Origin of the sequence: Brucella pituitosa, assembly GCF_003049685.1 — a bacterium.
In the GTDB taxonomy this organism is placed as follows: domain Bacteria; phylum Pseudomonadota; class Alphaproteobacteria; order Rhizobiales; family Rhizobiaceae; genus Brucella; species Brucella pituitosa.
Window position 1 is genome coordinate 245,953 of record NZ_PYSY02000003.1, and the last position, 18,029, is coordinate 263,981.

Sequence of the window (18,029 nt, forward strand, 5' to 3'; positions counted from 1 at the left end):
TATCGCGGAGAATGCTTGGCGTTTAGAACCCATGATGAGCGAGAGCCTTTGAGATGATGCAATCCATCCTCAAGCACGAACAACCCCAGCAGTACGAACAGAGATTGCTCGATCAACGGAGCCGACAAGTGTCGTCGCCAGACGTTATGGCATCAGCGATGAAACAGTGCGCAAATGGCGCAAACGGGGAGAGCATGCTGTCCAGGACCGTTCGAGCCGGTCAAAACGTTTGCCATGGCGCGTAACGGAGGAGGAACGGGTCATCATCTGCGCAGTGCGACGCGCGACCGGCTTTCCACTGGATGACCTGACCTTCGTTCTTCGCCACTTTCTGCCGCATCTCAACCGCGACAACATCTATCGTGTGCTGAAAGCTGAAGGTTTGAACCGGCGCCCTGCAAAACCATCGACCCGCCCGGTCAAAGGACAAGGCCGCTTTCGCGAATACGATCTTGGCTACATCCATATCGACGTCAAACATTTGTCAAAGCTGTGAACCGCAGTTGTCCAATCCGCGCTATAAGCCCACAAAACAGGATCGCGTCATGGAAAAGGTCGATAACGTCACTCATAAGTGGGTCGCCCATATATCCGATTCCATACCCGATAATGCACGAAGCATTTCGTTCGGATCCGCCGCAGAAATCAGCCAAAGTTTAGCATAGACGACAGGCATTCCCTTGTTCGATCTCCGACGGAGGCGAGAGAGCATTCCTTCGTCCCGAACAGCCATTGTCTGATCGACTCTTAAGCGTACACGTCACGCCCGAAGCCTTCGGACGTGACGTTGCGCTGAGGTCGATAGAATGGCCTGGAAAGGAGCGAGGGAAAGGTGAGACGCTGGTTTCCAAAGGGGTGGCGAAGGCCCCCTTTGATCGCGGTTCCAAGTTTTTTGGGTTACCGGGCTCTGGAGAATGGAATTGGAGCAAGAAGCTGGTATTGCGATCCCAACTCTCCATGGCAAATAGGGGCGACTGAGAAAATCACTAAGCGCATTCGGCGGTATTTGCCCGGCGATACTGATCTGACACAGGTCAACCAGGCGCAGTTGACCGCCCTCGCCCATAATTTCAACGCAACCCCACGCAGGTGCCTTGGATTTAATACCCCTGCAGAGGTCTTCGCCTCTCTTTTGCAGGAACCAGCGTAATCAGGTAGCCTCACGAACGGCATGATGCACTTGAGGTAACTTTTCCAAAACTTCGTGTTTCGAGAGAGGTGGTACGAGGATTTCGGGACTGCGGAAAAGCCCCCGCCACCACCGTTACTGTCGTTTCAAAATCATTCCAGCATGGTAGAGTACGCCGTCGACGAAATTGCCGTCAGCCATGAACCCAGTTGTCATCCCAATACTCGATATGCTTTTCTGTCAATTCGTAACGACCTGAGTACGCTCTCTCACGGCTGCTGCAGTCCTCGACATAGCGACCGTTTGGCAATAGTTCGTGACGGATGTACCCGTCTGCGGTCACCCACATTCCTACAAAAGGATGGCTCATGGATTTATTTTCGTTCCCAAGAGAGAAGCGATGACCTCCGGCTTGACCACCCAAGCATAGTTCAATTCCTGCAGCCTCAAGGCCCCAAGCCTTCGGTCCAGTTTCCGTGGTCGCGGATGAAAGCCTACCTTGTAACTAACCTGTCGTTTGGTTCATTTCTGCGCGTCATTATCTCCGGGGTAATCGTCCGCCTTCCCTTGCTATGGCAGTATCGTCTCCACGAGGTGCTCTCGCCTGGATAGCGTTGAAGCAAAGGAGACTATGATGACAGTCACATCGATGCCTATTGATCATGCACCCGCCGAAGTGAATTCGGTTGCTGACGCTACACGCGCCGTGGTGCAGGAATTCCTTGCCGCCAGGCTGGCCGGGGATACGGAACGGCTGGTCGCGCTCTTCGCCGATGAGGTTGACTGGCAGCTCGCGCAAAATCCCGTCGTTCCATGGATTCGGAAGCGGTCAACCGCTGCCGAATGTGCAGCTCAATTCACAGAATTGATGGAATATACCGTAGCCGAGCATGCGCGTGCCTCTATCGACACGTTTCTGGTCGATGGCAGTGACGCTGTTCTGATGGGGCATATCTCAGGAACCGTACGCATGACAGAAAAATCCTTCGACGGGCCTTTCGCGCTCCATCTCACTGTCGTGCAGGGCCGGATCACCCGACACCGCCTCTACGAAAACAGCCTGTCGATCGCCGAAGCATGCACTCTATGATCGACGTACATCGTCTCTACAGACACATGGATCCGAGGTTACTACGACCTTGCGGCCAACCGGCGCAAGACCTCACCAGTCTCAGCGTCCGCCGGAAAGAAGGATTCAACCGCCAGTTCGGAAAGCGTGGCGTCGAGCGGCGTGCCGAACACAGTGATGGTGCTGATGAAGGATAGCAACTCGCCGTCGATCCTGAGCCGCAGAGGTACGGCAATGTTAGCGGCCGCAGCATAAGGTCGGCCGTTGCCGCGCGGTAGGCCGGGATAAACGGAAAGCTCCTTCTCAAGTGCTTCCAGTGCAGGATCAGCCGTTGCATCGATCTGCATTCTCAGGCGCTCGATCAAATGTGCACTCCATTCGTCGAGGTTAGCGATGCGTGGTGCCAGCCCTTTCGGATGCAGGCTGAGCCGGAGCACGTTAACCGGATGGCTGAGCAGCGCGGGCTCCTCCACGCCATCGAGAAGCAGCGCGATCGCTGCGTTCGCCAGCACCATGTTCCAGCCCTTGTCAATGGCGATGGCCGGGTAGGGCTCATGCCCCTTCAGCACCATCTCAACCGCCGTCAGCGCGGGCTTGAGCGCGGGGTCGTCCAGTGCCCTTTCGCCATAGATCGGCGCGAATCCAGCTGCCACCAGCATGCGGTTGCGCTGGCGCAACGGCACCGAGAGCTGGTTGGCCAGTCGCAGCACCATCTCGCGCGAGGGTGCGGAGCGCCCGCTTTCCACGAAACTCAGGTGGCGCTGTGAAATCTCGGCCTCCAGCGCGAGCCCGAGCTGGCTCATGCGGCGGCGCTGCCGCCATTCCCTTATCAGCGCCCCCACGCCCGTCTGCATGATGTTCATCGTCATTTCTCCGGCTGGTGGTTTCGATCATCGAAATCTATACGCCGAAACACCGATTTCCTATTACCCGGCACGCAATCGCCAACGGCTGCGTTCGCGGTCATCTTTCCTTCCATCTGGTCGGCGCGGCCTTGGAGCGGCCGGCTCAGGTTCCAGCCAACGGAGAAAGATCATGACCATTTCAATGAATCCCTTCCTAAAAACTACCCTTCGGTTCGATGCCGCGGTTTCCGGCGCAGCCGCCCTGCTGATGGCGGCGGGGGCAGCGCTGCTTGGACCATTCCTCAACATGCCAGTTCCGCTGCTGTTCTGGGCGGGCGTGATGCTGTTTCCCTTCGTGGCGTTGCTTATTGTGGTGGCGCGGCGCGAGAGCGCTTCGCGCATCCTGCTTTTCGATATCGTGCTGTTGAATGCGGCGTGGGTGCTTGCCAGTTTCGTCATCCTTGTCGCCGGCGTGATTGAGCCGAACATGTTCGGCGTCACCTTTGTCGTCGCACAGGCGCTGGCTGTAGCACTGTTCGCGCTGCTCCAGGTCTCGGCTCTGCGTCGCGTAAGAAAGGCAGCAGCCTGATTCAACGATCACGCTTCTCCAAGGCCGTCCCAGATCGTGACATACGCAAACGTCATCAACAAAACCACACGGTTCCGATTCTTGACATGCGCGCCCGCGCGGGATCCGAAAACCGTTCGAACCAATTGATAATGGACAGATATTGGCAGGATGTCAGCATGATGCGCGATGCCAGTTGCAAAATGAAAGCCCGTGTACGGACTGATCGTCGCGCGGTGAAGAGGAAGGCCGCGCTGCGGAGGTTCGGCTTATGCGTGAATTGGAGTCGGAGTTCGACAATGCCGACTTCAGCAAACCAGCCTGTTGCGTTCTGCCATTGACGCCAAGCCCGGCAAGAACGAGGGCGGCGCCCACCGCGAACAATAGCCCGAGTTTGTCACCAAACAGAAAGGCGCTGGCACTGATGCCGAATACTGGTTGTAGATATTGCACACTTGCCGCGATACGCGCGGGGATCGTCTTCAGCAAATAGAGCCACAGGATCAGGCCAATCACGGTGACCACGACGCCGAGGTAGATGATAACTGCCAGGAGTTCATTTGTGATATTGAACGGTTGCCCGGACATTTCCCAGCCAGCAAGCGGCAATACAGTCATAAGCCCGACCAGCATGTTCCAGGCCGCGACAGGCATCAGACCATACTTCTGTGTCAGTTCAGCGCTCCAGATATAGTAGATCGCAATACCGGCCGCGGAGATCAGGATCAGAACATGCCTTCCATTCGAACGATGGCTGAATTGACGTAGCCGACACAGGAAGACGATCTGATCCTTTCACACAGAATGCTTTGCCTTTAGCTTAGCAAACGCCGCTTCGTACACCGCAATGCGGCCAGCATCTTCTCGCGAGCTCAAGAAGGGCTTTCTGCGACCTACGACCATAGTGTCAATGCCTCGTTTGATAGCGTCACCTTGGACTTGAACAGTAGCGTTGAAATGACGGCATACTGTGTTTGGCATTTTGGCCGCGAGAAACGCATAGTCTTCTGTGTCAAAAGTGTTGGCTACAGATAGCCTTTTCAAACCACGGCATTTGGCAATGGGACGTAGGCCATCTTCTTCGACTTTGAGATTCGTCAACCGCAGCTCTTCGAGTCGGGTCAGTGCGACTAAAGGCTCAAGTGATTTAGCCGTATTTTTATTTGAAAGGGTTGGCGCGCCTGAGAATTCGAAAGCACAAAGTTCTTGAAGAGTAGAAAGGGGGGAAATGTCAGTCGCCTTTGGTGTATCGATCAGTGACAATGTCTTGAGGCAACTGAGGTATGACAACGGAGACAAGTCGGTCACTTTGTTGTTCCAATTGATTGCAAGGTGCTCCAGCCCAGAGATTTCTTGAAGGCTAGACAGAGCAGAAACCCGCATTTCATAAAAAACGACGACCCTAGCAGACAAGGCTCCGCACAATTCTTCAAAATTATTTTCGTTAGCTCCAACGATATACGCAAAGCTGCCAGAAAAAAATCTATCTTTCCGCCATTCCTCGGCCTGGCCATCCAGCACCACGACGGGTTTTGTAAGATTACTCCAGCCGCTTCCTCTGAAGACTCCAGAAAAAAGGTTTAGTAGAGGGGTATCTGCCATTCGAGCGCATCTCCAACCGAAAATACATTATTGACTTATCATTCTCGTTAGCATCGCGTATTTTTGGCATTGCTAACGCAACGGATTTTTCCGACTTCAACAAATATATATCCGCCATTAAGGCGCGCTCGCGCCGCGCAGCCGCGCTCTCACTTCTTCAAAGCCCAAGCCGAACCTCGCCAGATACTTGATCAGGCGATCTGCGTCGTTGGCGCTTTTCTTTTCCTGCCGCGATTGGGTAAAGAGAACGCGTCCGGCCGCACTAGCCGATTGGCTCTCTCCGCAGGTTTTCAAGACTGCGGAGAGTTGCGCCTTATCGAAAAGGTCAAGCTTACCGGCAGCCTCTATGCCCATTACAGTTTGGATAATCCCGTGATCGAGCTCCTCGCCTGCTTTTGGCCGCCACAGCCGCGAGAGTCTGGTAATTTCGTCTTTGACCTCATCAGCCGTAATGCGTCCCTGTGGCGCGAGAGTAGCCATGCGGGTAATCGAAGCGGACAGATCCCGAAAGTTGGCATGCCACTGGCCCTGGGAACCGGTTGCGAAGTCAAGATAATATTGGCGGGCTTCCTTATTGAAGGTTACGTTCTGCCCTTCTCTTTCCAGATAGCGTTTTAGCTCAAAGTCGACATTCGGTTCGATGTCCTCGGGGCGTTCGCGCAAGGCTGGCAATTGAAACGTCCAGAGATTGAGACGGGCATAGAGATCCTCGCGGAAACGCCCGGCCTGAACATCGTCGCCCAGATCGCGATTGGTACCGGCGATCAGCTGAAACTCTGCCGAGGCTTCCTTGTCCGAGCCGACGGGCAGAAAGCGCTTGTCCTCAATGGCTCTCAAACACATCGCCTGTTCATCAAGACCAAGATCGCCAATCTCATCGAGAAACAACACGCCCTTGTCTGCCGATTTGAGAAGGCCGGCACGCTCTCCTATGGCTCCGGTGAACGCACCTTTTGCATGGCCAAATAATGTGGACATCGCCTGATCCCCACGTAAGGTTGCACAATTCACCTCCACAAAAGGTCCACTAACCTTGTGTTGTGCCCTTTTCAGATCGTAGATGCGACGCGCCAGTTGCGATTTACCCGCACCCGTTGCCCCCGTCAGCAATACAGGCGCGGTGGAGCGGATAACCACACGCTCGATCTGATCGATCATCCGGTTGAAGGCCGCGTTGCGTGTGACAATTCCCGATTTCAGGAAAGTTGCAGCATCCTCGCGCTCGGATGCGAAGCGTTTTGCAATCTCATCGTAGCGAGAGAGATCGAGATCGATGATGCTATGCGTGCCAGCAACATCAGTTTCAGCATCTGGATCGGAGTCTTTATAGCGCGGTGGGGAAAGCTGCAAAAGGCGTGCCGGGATGATGCGCGCTTCGGTCAGCAGGAACCAGCATATTTGCGCGACGTGTGTGCCAGTGGTGATGTTCACCAGGTAATCTTCAGCATCCGGATCGAAAGGATAATCGCGGGCAAAATCGCGAAGCTTGGTATAGACCTCCGAGAAATCCCAGGCGTTGGTATAATTGACGATGTTGCAGTTGACCTCTGTTGCCGGTGATACCGTGCCGATATCGCCGATAATGCGCTTTGCGAGCGTTTCGGAATGATTGTCGTGCAACAGTTCGACACGATCGATGAACAGGCCTTGCTGCTGGCAAAGCGCAACATTCGGCCTCCAGCGCGACCATCGTTTGTCCCACTTGCCCACATCGAGGGTTGTGCCGAGAATGCTGAAGGCGACGCGTTTTTTCATTTTATCTTTTTATATAAAATCTTCTACAGATAGATAGAATATGCCAATCCCGTTCTTTACTCAACAAACGACTGCTGAATTTTTCGGAATTTTATTTGCTATCTTTTTCAATGCCTTATGAATTTTATTAGCTATTTTTTACTGCAGCTTCGCAAACTGGCACGCTTCTTGGATTGTAAAGGGCAACGAACATTCGAAAAGGTGATGCCATGGTGAACAAGGCGATCTTCAGAACTTATCTAGGCAAGCTGCTTCCATCGACAAACATCGTGAACGAAGCTGGCGCCCCTGCATATAAGCTGACACCGAAGGAAGCTCTGGCTCAGCTCGCAGTTACCGGAACTTTCAACGGAACGTTTTATGCTGATGGCGAAACGCAAGTGAATGCCCTGCATGAACTCAGTTCCCAGGTCGAGCCAGAATTTCTGGCCAAGCTCGCCGTTTATGCTGCGCAAAAAGGCCTCATGAAAGACATGCCGGTCACGCTGCTGGCACTCCTTTCGACCCTCCAAAGCAACGCATTTGCTGCTGCATTCCCGCAGGCAGTGAAGAGTGGCAAGATGCTGCGCGGCTTCGTGCAGGTCATGCGCTCAGGCGCAATAGGACGCAAGTCGCTTGGAACAAGGCCAAAGAAAATGGTGCAGGCATGGCTCGAAGCAGCCAGCACGCGCCAGCTTCTCAACGCCATGGTCGGTAGCAACCCGTCTCTGGCAGACGTCGTCAAAATGGTCCATCCGAAACCGGCAAACGAAGAACGCAAAGCATTATACGCGTGGATAATCGGCAAACCATACGACTACGCAGCGCTGCCCGTCGAAGTGAAAGCTCTGGAAGAGTTTCGGCGCAATTTGTCGAAACCGGTGCCGAACGTTCCGTTTCAGCTCCTGACCTCGCTTCCGCTGACACGTGAGCATTGGGTCGAGATCGCATGCAATGGAAGCTGGCAAATGGTTCGTCAGAACCTGAACACTTTTGCACGCAAGGGTGTGTTTGAAGTTGAGGGGATGACAAAGGAAGTTGCCAGTCGTCTTTCGAATCCGGAAGCCGTACGCAAAGCCAGAGTTTTTCCATACCAGTTGATGACGACATGGAAAGCGGCATCGGCAGCAGTACCGGAAGAGGTTCACGATGCGCTTCAACAGGCAATGGACGCGGCTCTGGCCAATGTACCGGTGCTTGACGGCCGGGTGGTTCTTTGCCCGGACGTTTCCGGTTCGATGGGCTCAAGCGTCACCGGTTATCGCAATGGTGCAACCTCGGTCGTTCGTTGCGTCGACGTGGCCGGCATGATGACGGCTGCGTTCCTGCAGCGAAACCCGAATGCCCGGGTTATGCCGTTCGAATATCACGTCGTCGACGTTCGTCTGAACCGACGTGACTCGGTCATGACCAATGCTGAGAAGCTGGCAAACATCGGCGGTGGCGGCACCAACTGCGCTGCACCTCTGGCAAAACTTGCCAATGAGCGGGCAAAGGTCGACCTGGTGGTGTTCATCTCGGATAACCAGTCCTGGGTAGAGCAGTCGTATTATGGCAGCCCGTCGGCGAAGATGCAGGAATGGGCGCGGATAAAGAGGCTCAATTCGGCTGCAAGGCTGGTGTGTCTCGATATCCAGCCATACCAGACGACGCAGGCGCACAGCCGAAACGACGTGCTCAATATAGGCGGTTTCTCAGATGCGGTCTTCGACGTGATTGCAGCTTTTGCCAATGGCGAAAGTGGTCCTGAGGCCTGGCTGCAAGAGATCGAAGCTATCGAGCTTCAATAAAGAGAATACTCGCGCCGGGAAAGCGGCGCGAGTACTGCAACGAATGCCGGTCGAAACTACAGATTGTTACTCTCCAGGTCGCAGGTTCGAATCCTGCCGGGTTCTCCTTCCTTATGGACCCGTAGCTCAGCGGTAGAGCAGGCGTTTCACCAATTCTTGTCGTTGCAGGCAATTCAAATATCTGGCGAATGCCTGAGGAACTACATCGGGAAAGCCGCAAGGCGAGCAGATTCAAATTCTGCACTCTCGCAAGAGAGGAGGTTTCTCAAAAATTGGTCGCCAGGTCGAAGACGGGCAGTTGCGAATGCCGGGTAGAACTACAGCGCACCTTTGGGTGGTCTGGCAGGTTCGACTCCTCCTTTGCAACACGCTCTCTGGCACGAGCGGGGCCATCCGGGTTTTGCCCATCCTTGTCGCCGCTGTCCGTCTTCACAAATGCATTTTCGCGAAATGCAAGACTGTCCCCCTCGCCTCGGTGAAGGGTTAATCTTTGAAACAATGACAATTAAGAAGGACTGCAAAAGCAGGAAAGACAATGATTAAGACACTCAGCGGTCAGGATCTGATCGATGCAGGTTTACTGCAGGGCAAATGGTTTCGTGACGCACTCGATGCCGGAAATGACGTTCTGCGTGACGGCGGATCGCGTGAGGCAGCACTTGCGGCCGCGATGGCCTATCAGCCTGCTCCGAAACTACCGCTGAAGGGAGTCGGCGATATAGACATTCACATGAATATCCGGGCGGAAAATGCCGCTGAACAGACGAATGTCGAAAATGTCAGCGCAACCATGCGTGAACTCTCGCGCACGCCCGGTATTCGCGCGGCCGCGATCATGCCCGACGCTTGCCCATCCGGGGCGATCGGTACGATCCCGGTTGGGGGTGTCGTGGCCTCCGAAGCGATCCATCCTGGAATGCACTCGGCTGATATTTGCTGTTCCATGGCGATCTCCATTCTGCCAGGGGTGGCGCCGCACGAACTGCTCGACGCCGTTCATGCTGTGACGCATTTCGGGCCGGGCGGGCGGGCTCGCGGCGCTCAGCTCAAGCCATCCGATGCAACGCTTACAGCTTTTGAAGCGAACCCGTATCTGAACCAGATCGCATGTGTGGCAATCGAACATTTTGCAACGCAAGGTGACGGCAATCATTTCGCTTATGTCGGACAGATGAAGTCAACCGGCGAGACCGCTCTCGTGACCCATCACGGTTCGCGGGCGCCCGGTGCCCGGCTTTACGATCGCGGTATGAAGATCGCCAATCGTTTCCGCGAACTGCTTTCGCCTGAAACGCTTAAGCAAAATGCCTGGATTCCAGCTGAAAGCGAAGAAGGAGAACATTACTGGGAAGCACTGCAGATTGTCCGTCAGTGGACAAAGGAGAACCATTTCGCCATTCACGATATGGCTGTGTCCAAACTTGGCGCGAAAATTGCTGACCGTTTCTGGAACGAGCATAATTTTGTTTTCCGGAAATCTGACGGTTTCTTTTACCACGGCAAGGGAGCAACACCGGCCTTCGACGGATGGGCTCACGATGCAACCGACCTCACGATCATTCCGCTCAACATGGCGGAACCGATCCTCATCGTCAGGGGTTCAAACGCGGCCCATGGTCTCGGCTTTTCGCCGCACGGTGCTGGCCGCAACTTCTCCAGAACTGCGCATCTGCGTCAGCTCGCTGCGGAATATGGAGCAGATTCCCGCGGACTAAGCCCCAACAACATTGCCGATATTCTGGCAAAGGAAACGAGGGGGCTTGATGTTCGCTTCTTTAGTGGGAACGCAGATGTTTCGGAACTCCCCGGCGCTTATAAGAACGCTGCACAGGTCAAGGCGCAGATCAGTGAATACGGACTGGCCGAGATCGTCGACGAGGTCATCCCCTATGGCTCGATCATGGCCGGTGACTGGCAGAAGAACGCACCCTGGCGTAACAAGAAGAAAGGCTCGCAGAAGCCTGAATAGATAGAATGGCCCGGATATCCGGGCCATTCACATCATCGATGTCTGGTTTCAAATACTGAAGCAGAAACATTTGTTTGGTTAGGATAATAACGCAACCTTTATCTGATATGCGCGTGTGAACGGTTGTGTTGCAAACTTTTCATCAATGGATGAACTGATGGTATCTTGGCTTTTAGTTAGCTGAGTATTTTGGATGTTTAAAGGTCGTCATTTTGATAAGTCTGTCATTCTTCTATGTGCGCGGTGGTACCTGGCTTACAATCTGAGCCTTCGCAATCTGAAAGAAATGATGGCGGAACGTGGCCTCTATTTGGATTATTCAACCGTCCATCGTTGGGTCATCTGCTTCAGCCCCAAACTGCTTGAGCGTTTCTATCAGAAGAAGCGTCAGGTCAGAGGCGAGTGGCTGTACTCATATCGTGCGATCGACAGCAACGGGGATACGGTTGAGTTCTACTTCAGCAAGGAACGTGATTTAATCGCCAAATGCTTTATACGCAAGGCGCTGGCCCGCTACGGCAGGCCAGTGCGCATTACCATTGATGGTAGCCAAACCAACAGAACAGCTATTCTACAATGTGATGCAGAGAACCAGCTCAGTCAGGCTGGCAAGCCTATTGCCGTTCGCTCCAGCAAATATATGAACAACACGATTGAGTAGGATCATCGCCGCATCAAACGACGCACTCGCTCCATGCTAGAGCATTTCCTGTTTTTCTTGAACCATTGGAAATGCTCTATCTCTTTGTTTTTTCGCATTATCCGACGCAAAACCGCTTCGCACTTTTGCTGGAAATGCTCTAGGTTTCAAATCCCAAACCGCAGCCAGCATCACGCTCTCTGGCATTGAACTCATTCACATGATGCGCAAACAACAAGGCATCTTTCCAGCTGCGGCGGCGCTCTCAATCAAACAACAGTTCAAAGCACTCGCGGCATAATTGCCTCCAGAGTTAAGCCATGCTGCATTCAAATCAAATTTTTTGCAACACAACCTTCCAGACTCGTGCCATTGAGGACTCATAACACACCAATCCATAAATGAATTTCTTGACCAACAAATCTGCGTTTACAAATTCGCTAACACAGATCAAAATTTCATACTTAAACTGGCATTAGCGCCATTTTGAGTGAGGCCCGAACCAAACTGTCCCTGATAAGCCAGTCCAAGTTCAGCATTTTCTGCAACCGCGAAATCAAGTCCAACCTCAATGAGTGCAGTATCTTTGCCCATCGAGTTTCCGGTAGCAGTGAAGCCGTTGGAGCCTGCTGCGAAACTCGCTGTTGAAGCTGGAACTACGTCGCCGAAACCATGCCGCCAGCCAAGGTCAGCGCGTGCGGTTGTTAAGATATTACCGAGATCAATGATGGTCGAAGTGCGCATGCCAAGGGTCGACAATGTGGTTTCCATCGTGCTGGACTGAACGACCAGCGCTGCACCATTATGGCCTACTTCTCTAAAGCCATCAGTCTCCAGATGCACATAAGCAAGATTGGCGTAAGGTTCTATAGTTGAGCGCTGATTGAGACTGTGTTTATAGCCCAGTTCACCAAAAACCTGAAACGTGCCAGCGTTATAATCCGCCGATAGATTATCGGAAAAACCATTGAAGGTGACGGAACGGCTCATCTCAATCTCATGCCAAGAATAGCTTAAACCAGCACGCAAGCCCACAGCACCTTGTACTGTCGTCCATTCGGTTCCCGTATAGGCACCAATCGTATAGTTATCGCTGGATCCGGAAGAGCTTAAGCGAGCAGTGTTAAAGGTGGAACGGCTGTAACCCGCCATAACACCGAGCCGCCAATTATCATAGACACTTGCATCGATACCTGTGATAAAACCACCGAATGTGGATTTTGTACGCGCAGCATTTGCATCTCCCGACTGGCTTGACCAGCTGCCAGACACAGCCCCCCAAGCTACATATTGGTTCAGATCCTCTGGATTGGTTTGAGCGGGCATGACGTTTTCCATCACCGCTTCGGCTTGAGTTGTTTTCTGTTTCGGAGCAAAGGCCAGCACTGAAACCGGTGTTGCAGGCATACCGCCAAAAGCTTGCGACAAACGGCTATTGACCGACAGCCGGGTGACAACACTTGTATTAGCAATGACACTCGTAGCTGAAGCATAGGCCTCTCCTGAAAGCTGCGGCAGAACCGATCTTATAATCGAACCATCGGCTGCAGAAAAATCAAGGGCTGCCAGCAATGGCTGCATCACAGGCACAACATTGTTGCTCATCGCATCGAGTGCATAGCCCACGTCGCGGCTGTTGACGGTGTCACCATATTGCGAATAGGCATTAGCAATACGGGTAAGTGAAACTGTATAGCTGTTACCACCATCGTTGGTCGCGGTTGCACTCAGCGTCGGTGACGTGAGGCTTGTTTTGACTTCATTAAAAGCGCCGTTGATCGTATTGGCTTGCAGCCACTGATCCGACGTGACACTAAAACCGTTAGCGTAGTAGCCGCGCTCCGGTGCAAAGGCGATTGCGCCGCCAAGTTCGGCATTGCCGTCAACAATCAGGTTGCTGATTGTCTTTTGGTCGTTGAAAGCAAGCTGTAGTGTTCCATTTGTTGACTGACCATAAGTCCCAGTAATTGTAATGGCTTGCCCTGAGACTGAAGGATTGAGCACGCCAGCATTGCTAAACTGCTGCGTTGCGTCGATCTGATAGGAGCCAGTTCCGGCCAGGATGGCTGTTTCGGCCACCCTCGCATCATAGAGCAGATGATCACCGGTCAGGGTCGTGGTCCCACCGTCAATCTGTAACGACAGATTTTTACCGGTGATATTGCCATGATAAGTGAGTGCAAAATCGGAATCGATACGATCAGTCGAATGGCCACCGCTATCGGCTTCCAGACCAAAGGTAAGATTGGTCAAACGAAGATCATCATCCTCATCAACCTCTGCATAGTTGGAAATAATGTCACCAGCGATGGTCGCTCCCTGCATGACATTGATCTCACCTACATAGGCATTATCCGACATATAAATCGCAGCTTTCGTGCCGGCTACTCGCCCAGTCAGATCAAAAGTTGAGATTAAAGATCCGTTGATTTCGTTCCATGTCGCCTGCAAAGCTTCCGGGGTGTATCGACTAAGAGATTGATCACCGCGAAGGATGTAAGAACCTCTATATTCGCCAATCGGACCATTATCCCCCATTGCATTATGGCCAAAATCAAAGCTCACAGCGACACCGTCTTTACCAAGTGCCTGTATATCGCCGCGATGTGTAAGTGTATGGTCTTTACCGTATGAAAACATGACGCCGCGCCCATTTACACCATCAGCATAAACATGGGTGCCAGGCAGAATGGTCAGATCGTTACTGCCACCGTCAACACGAATTCCAGCGCCACCTGCTCCTGCCGTCAGTATATCAGCACGCTGGATTATTGTGTTATTGCGACCATAGACATGCAATCCAAGACCAAGCGTCGCCGTATTATATGTTTCTTGAAGATAAGCTGTCCCTGCAGCATTTCGTCCAAAAAACGGGTTATCATTTATGAGGATCTGATTGTCTCCGTAAACGGAGTAGCCAAAGAAATTCCGGCGATCTATCTTGTAGCCGAGATCCTGCAATATAGCCAATTCCGCTTCCATAAAATTCGTATAATTGCGGTAAGGCTGATGGCTCATCAAACTGTTTTTAAGTTCGATATGAGCCAAAAAAGGTATGTCTGGCACATTTGGATCTCGAGAAGATACCATGCTTAGCGGCACACCCGCCATTGCCCCCGCGAGCACGTCATTGACATGCTCACCACCGAAATATGCGCTGTTATTGCGAACATCAAATATGTCTTCAGGCCCCAAAGGCTCGTCATCATCATTAAGCGCAATGTTGTCGCAGAATGAGCACCAGACAATTTGATCCGGCCTGCTTTGTTGTCCATTGTCGTCATAAAGGTGGCTTATCCAGGAGTTTGGGGTTTCATTTATGTAAATGAGAGCCGAGCCATCGTCCTGTTCGTCACCCTGAAAATTACTCGAAATCCCCAGAGCATGTCCGATTTCATGGATCATTGTTCCCGTGAGCGAAATTTCGGACGTCATGGGAAGCTGAGAGGGGATGTAATCCACTTTTGCCCAGGGAAGAGTGCCGATCTGGATAAACCCTTGAGCTCCATTGAGCAGGTCGCCGGGCCTCTGGCCTATCAGAGCTGCCTGGACTTTTGTAGGTGCGCCCTCTCGCTCAAAGGCTATAGGGCTGCTAGCATACGCATTATAGTCATCCATCGTACCTATATTGAAGATCGCGGGCGATGAACCGGGAATGACTTGAATGATTTCAGCCCAATGTCTGATGGCGAGATTAAGTTGACCAACGTCAAACGATGAAAGGTTCCAGGTTGATGAATTACCATCGGCACCAAACGCCCCATCGTTAACGCCGTAATATTTTGCGGTTATGAATGGCTGCCCTTTTGAGTCAAGAAAATCGTATGTTTCTTGTGCCCAAACGGCTGTCGATAAGCACGTTCCCGACACAAGAGCAAAAGCCGTCACAATGGTAGACTTCATGATTTTATTGCCTCGTTGAAAGCATATTGCCAAGCTCAGAAGCACGCCAGATGCGACACGGCTGATTTCGAAGAATGTGAAGGTATTGGCTTGAACCGTATAACGGTACAACAATAAGTACTCTGACGGTTGGATAGTTAACGCTATTGCCAGTCACGACCTTAGATGCCCCCATGAAATCGCCAAGCCTCGCCTTACATAAGAAGGCAATCTGCTCTAAAAGCCATCACTGAAATTTGGTATTATTAGAAAACTTGGATAAGTCAGAGATCGATAGAAAAAGGGGGTTCCGCTGGTCTGAACAGTCTCGTGTAATTTGTTAAGCAGATTTCCGCCTCGACTATGCTGCACCATCATTGGTGTCACCGCTTTTAAATAGACCTTATGCGGTATGGCCTGTCGTGCGAATGACAGTTTATGCTCGTACCTGATCATTTCTGTCCATCCAGAAAGCCCGCTTCTCTCATCACAACCATGGCTAAGACAGGTGCGCAATTATATCAAACGACATGCGTATCCGTATTCAATAACGTGCGCCCAATTACCCTCAAGCGACGGCGGCAGTCGCTGTGAATGTATAACCGACGCCATAAACGACCATGATGGGTGCAGGCAGCCTGGATCGATCTTCTATCTTTCGGCGCAGGCGACTGACGACAGTATCAAGATGCCGCTTGTCAAAACTGGACCTCTGACAGGCCAAAATCTCTGCCAGCCCCTCACGCTGAACAATGTCTCCGCAACGACTGCACAATGCTTTCATGAAAGCAAACTCCGTAGCGGTCAATTTGAGTATTTGCTGATTGGGTGCAATCAGCGTCCAGTTCGCACTGTTCAGTATCCACAGTTCAGCAGTTTCTTTCGCGCTTTCGGTAAGATTGCCGGCACGTCTTAACAGACTACGAATTGCGGCCTCGACTTCACGCAACGTACTGTCTTTGACCAGGTAGATGTCTGCACCGCTGTCAAAGCCTCGTATGCGGTCATGACTGTCGCCAAAAGCGGTCAGCATAACGATGCCACAGTCATGCGACTTGCGAACCTCGGCTGCAAGATCGAACCCGTTGCCGTCTGGCAGACCAATATCAAGCACGATGACAGAGGGGAACTGGTCATTCGCGAGAGCATCTCTCATTTCGGCAGCCGTCGCGACACCCCTCGCGGTGAAGCCAGCTAACGCAAGGAAATCGACCAAATCTTTGCGCAATCTGGGCTCGTCCTCGACAATCAGGATGTGCGTCAATCTGCTAACTCCTTTATGGACCGGATTTGGGTTGCCGAGTTTTCCGGCAAAGGTAATTGCATGATCGCGATTGTTCCTTGCTGACCGTTAGGGCCGATCTGCAGCTTACCGTCATGGTAAGCCAGCAATCGTTGAGCCGTATATAATCCCAGCCCAGTGCCAACGACTGTCTTGGCATTGGAAGCACGAAAAAAGCGACGTCCAATTGCGCCAAGTTCCGCTGCAGGGATACCCATGCCGCGGTCACGTATCTCAATTGTGATCGATCGGCGGTCCACCCTGGCATGAATGTCGACCGATTGGCTGCTGGGTGAGTATTTGAGAGCGTTATCAATCAGATTGATAATAATCGTGGCGAGCATGTCCGGATCTGCACGAAAGGCAAAGGTTTCGTCTTCCATCGTGAAGTGCAGACGTTTTCCACGCCCGGTCATTTCGAAATGCAGTTGCACGTCCCCTATAAGCGAACCGATTTGTATCAATTCCGGTTGAAATCCGCTTTCACGGTCTTCTGTCATGAAGCGGTTAATGAGAGAAAATAGGCGATTGAGGGCTTCGTTGATACCAATAAGCCGCTCCCGTGTTGCGTCTGGTGACTTGTTGCCCACTAGCCCGATCATCTCAGCGGCATTGCGGATCACAGCGAGCGGCGTTCGGAATTCATGGCTAACGACGCGCATGAAATCCGTTTGTTCGTCACGCAACGACCGTTCGGCTTCAAGGCTTGCGTTCAATCGAACTTCCAACCTTCGCCGTTCCTCGACCTCAAGCTGCAAGGACACATTCTTTTCACGCAGGTCGGCCGACAAGCGTGAATTCACCATGAAGAGCAGGCAAGCAAAAAGCGCGATCAGAAACAGCGTGCCCTGTAGCAAATACCACGCGTTACGGTCGGCGAGCACCGGCGAACTTTCGAAACCGGCAGGTAAGCGTAGTTCGATCGCACTTTGAACTATGCTGGCCATCATATACTCAATGAGGATAGCGATCGTGATCCAGCGGAGCAGTTGGGGCTGAGTCCGATCACGTGTGAGGGCGCGGCACATTATCGTCATCACAATGACGGTGAAGATCGTTGAACTATGGATGCGGATCGCGATGTTTTCAGGGTCAGTGATCACAACGGCACTCCAGACGAAAGTATGGAGAAGCAGCAGTACGATATATATCCAGGTGTAGCGTGGCTGGCCCAGGAATCGAGCCAGCCCCTCGGCGAGCAAAACCAGGCCCAGCTTGATGATTGTATTATGTAGAACAATCTCCCACCCGGTCGGATTCTGCCCGCGCAAAAGCATCATCAATACGCCAACAGCGATAGCGATGAAACCAGCGGCCAAAAATTTCAGTTCGTAAAGGTGTCGCCATACTCTCCAGACAAATATCCAGGCGACAGCCTGCAGACTGGCAACCGCCATCGTGACGACCATGATCGTTTTGAGATCAAGCATTCAAACCTGTCGACATCAAGCTATCCCCTCCATGGCGCTGAATTTTGTATCGAAAGTTTTGCAGGAGTTGAGCGAGTACGCAAGCATAT

At 52.4% G+C, this 18,029-nt stretch carries 11 protein-coding genes and 5 pseudogenes; 8 read left to right on the forward strand and 8 right to left on the reverse strand.

The genetic code is table 11. The annotated features are described in order from the left end of the window. Positions 1–61: 61 nt before the first annotated feature. Together C9380_RS21440 and C9380_RS27715 are read left to right on the forward strand one after the other, a co-directional pair. A pseudogene (locus C9380_RS21440) lies at positions 62–493 on the forward strand (transposase family protein); the annotation flags it as partial. A 377-nt stretch (positions 494–870) separates the two neighbouring features. After that, positions 871–1,150: pseudogene (locus C9380_RS27715) on the forward strand (transposase); the annotation flags it as partial. A 114-nt stretch (positions 1,151–1,264) separates the two neighbouring features. On the opposite strand, the pseudogene C9380_RS21445 reads toward C9380_RS27715, so the two are convergent. Beyond that, a pseudogene (locus C9380_RS21445) lies at positions 1,265–1,499 on the reverse strand (Atu4866 domain-containing protein). Between the two features lie 264 nt (positions 1,500–1,763). Here C9380_RS21445 and C9380_RS21450 point away from each other — a divergent pair. Then, positions 1,764–2,219, forward strand: a complete 456-nt coding sequence (locus tag C9380_RS21450; RefSeq protein WP_207490352.1) for a nuclear transport factor 2 family protein — start codon at positions 1,764–1,766, stop codon at positions 2,217–2,219. Between the two features lie 41 nt (positions 2,220–2,260). Here C9380_RS21450 and C9380_RS21455 read toward each other — a convergent pair whose 3' ends face one another. Next, a complete protein-coding gene (locus C9380_RS21455) occupies positions 2,261–3,061 on the reverse strand; it encodes a helix-turn-helix domain-containing protein (RefSeq protein WP_128094602.1) in 801 nt (266 codons plus the stop codon). A 172-nt stretch (positions 3,062–3,233) separates the two neighbouring features. Between C9380_RS21455 and C9380_RS21460 the strand changes: the two genes are divergently transcribed. Next, positions 3,234–3,632, forward strand: coding sequence for a hypothetical protein (locus tag C9380_RS21460; protein ID WP_128094603.1), 399 nt, complete (start codon positions 3,234–3,236; stop codon positions 3,630–3,632). A 153-nt stretch (positions 3,633–3,785) separates the two neighbouring features. Here the strand turns inward: C9380_RS21460 and C9380_RS21465 are convergent, their stop codons facing one another. The 3 genes from C9380_RS21465 to rtcR form a co-directional block, all read right to left on the reverse strand. Further along, positions 3,786–4,397, reverse strand: a complete 612-nt coding sequence (locus C9380_RS21465; RefSeq protein WP_353954655.1) for a DMT family transporter — start codon at positions 4,395–4,397, stop codon at positions 3,786–3,788. Between the two features lie 9 nt (positions 4,398–4,406). After that, on the reverse strand, positions 4,407–5,213 hold the full coding sequence (locus C9380_RS21470; RefSeq protein WP_128094604.1) for a leucine-rich repeat domain-containing protein: 807 nt from the start codon (positions 5,211–5,213) through the stop codon (positions 4,407–4,409). A 117-nt stretch (positions 5,214–5,330) separates the two neighbouring features. Further along, entirely contained in the window at positions 5,331–6,968 is a 1,638-nt protein-coding gene (gene rtcR / locus C9380_RS21475) for an RNA repair transcriptional activator RtcR (protein ID WP_128094605.1), read from the reverse strand. A gap of 209 nt (positions 6,969–7,177) precedes the next feature. Here rtcR and C9380_RS21480 point away from each other — a divergent pair, with 209 nt between their 5' ends. The 4 genes and pseudogenes from C9380_RS21480 to C9380_RS27720 all read left to right on the forward strand — a co-directional run. After that, the gene (locus C9380_RS21480; RefSeq protein WP_128094606.1) at positions 7,178–8,737 is read left to right on the forward strand and encodes a TROVE domain-containing protein; all 1,560 of its coding nucleotides are present in this window, start codon (positions 7,178–7,180) and stop codon (positions 8,735–8,737) included. A gap of 535 nt (positions 8,738–9,272) precedes the next feature. Continuing rightward, the gene (locus C9380_RS21485; RefSeq protein ID WP_128094607.1) at positions 9,273–10,706 is read left to right on the forward strand and encodes an RtcB family protein; all 1,434 of its coding nucleotides are present in this window, start codon (positions 9,273–9,275) and stop codon (positions 10,704–10,706) included. A gap of 193 nt (positions 10,707–10,899) precedes the next feature. Beyond that, a pseudogene (locus C9380_RS21490) lies at positions 10,900–11,364 on the forward strand (IS6 family transposase); the annotation flags it as partial. A gap of 142 nt (positions 11,365–11,506) precedes the next feature. Continuing rightward, positions 11,507–11,647: pseudogene (locus C9380_RS27720) on the forward strand (IS6 family transposase); the annotation flags it as partial. Between the two features lie 149 nt (positions 11,648–11,796). Here C9380_RS27720 and C9380_RS21495 read toward each other — a convergent pair. The 3 genes from C9380_RS21495 to C9380_RS21505 form a co-directional block, all read right to left on the reverse strand. Then, positions 11,797–15,360 carry an autotransporter family protein gene (locus C9380_RS21495; RefSeq protein WP_247877666.1) on the reverse strand — a complete coding sequence of 1,188 codons (3,564 nt, stop codon included), beginning with the start codon at positions 15,358–15,360 and terminating at the stop codon, positions 11,797–11,799. Positions 15,361–15,796: 436 nt separating this feature from the next. Beyond that, positions 15,797–16,492: a response regulator transcription factor gene (locus C9380_RS21500; protein WP_128094608.1), complete on the reverse strand. Its 696-nt coding sequence runs from the start codon at positions 16,490–16,492 to the stop codon at positions 15,797–15,799. After that, the gene (locus C9380_RS21505) at positions 16,489–17,919 is read right to left on the reverse strand and encodes a sensor histidine kinase (protein WP_247877665.1); all 1,431 of its coding nucleotides are present in this window, start codon (positions 17,917–17,919) and stop codon (positions 16,489–16,491) included. The genes C9380_RS21500 and C9380_RS21505 overlap by 4 nt, the downstream gene beginning before the upstream one ends. Positions 17,920–18,029: the final 110 nt, after the last annotated feature.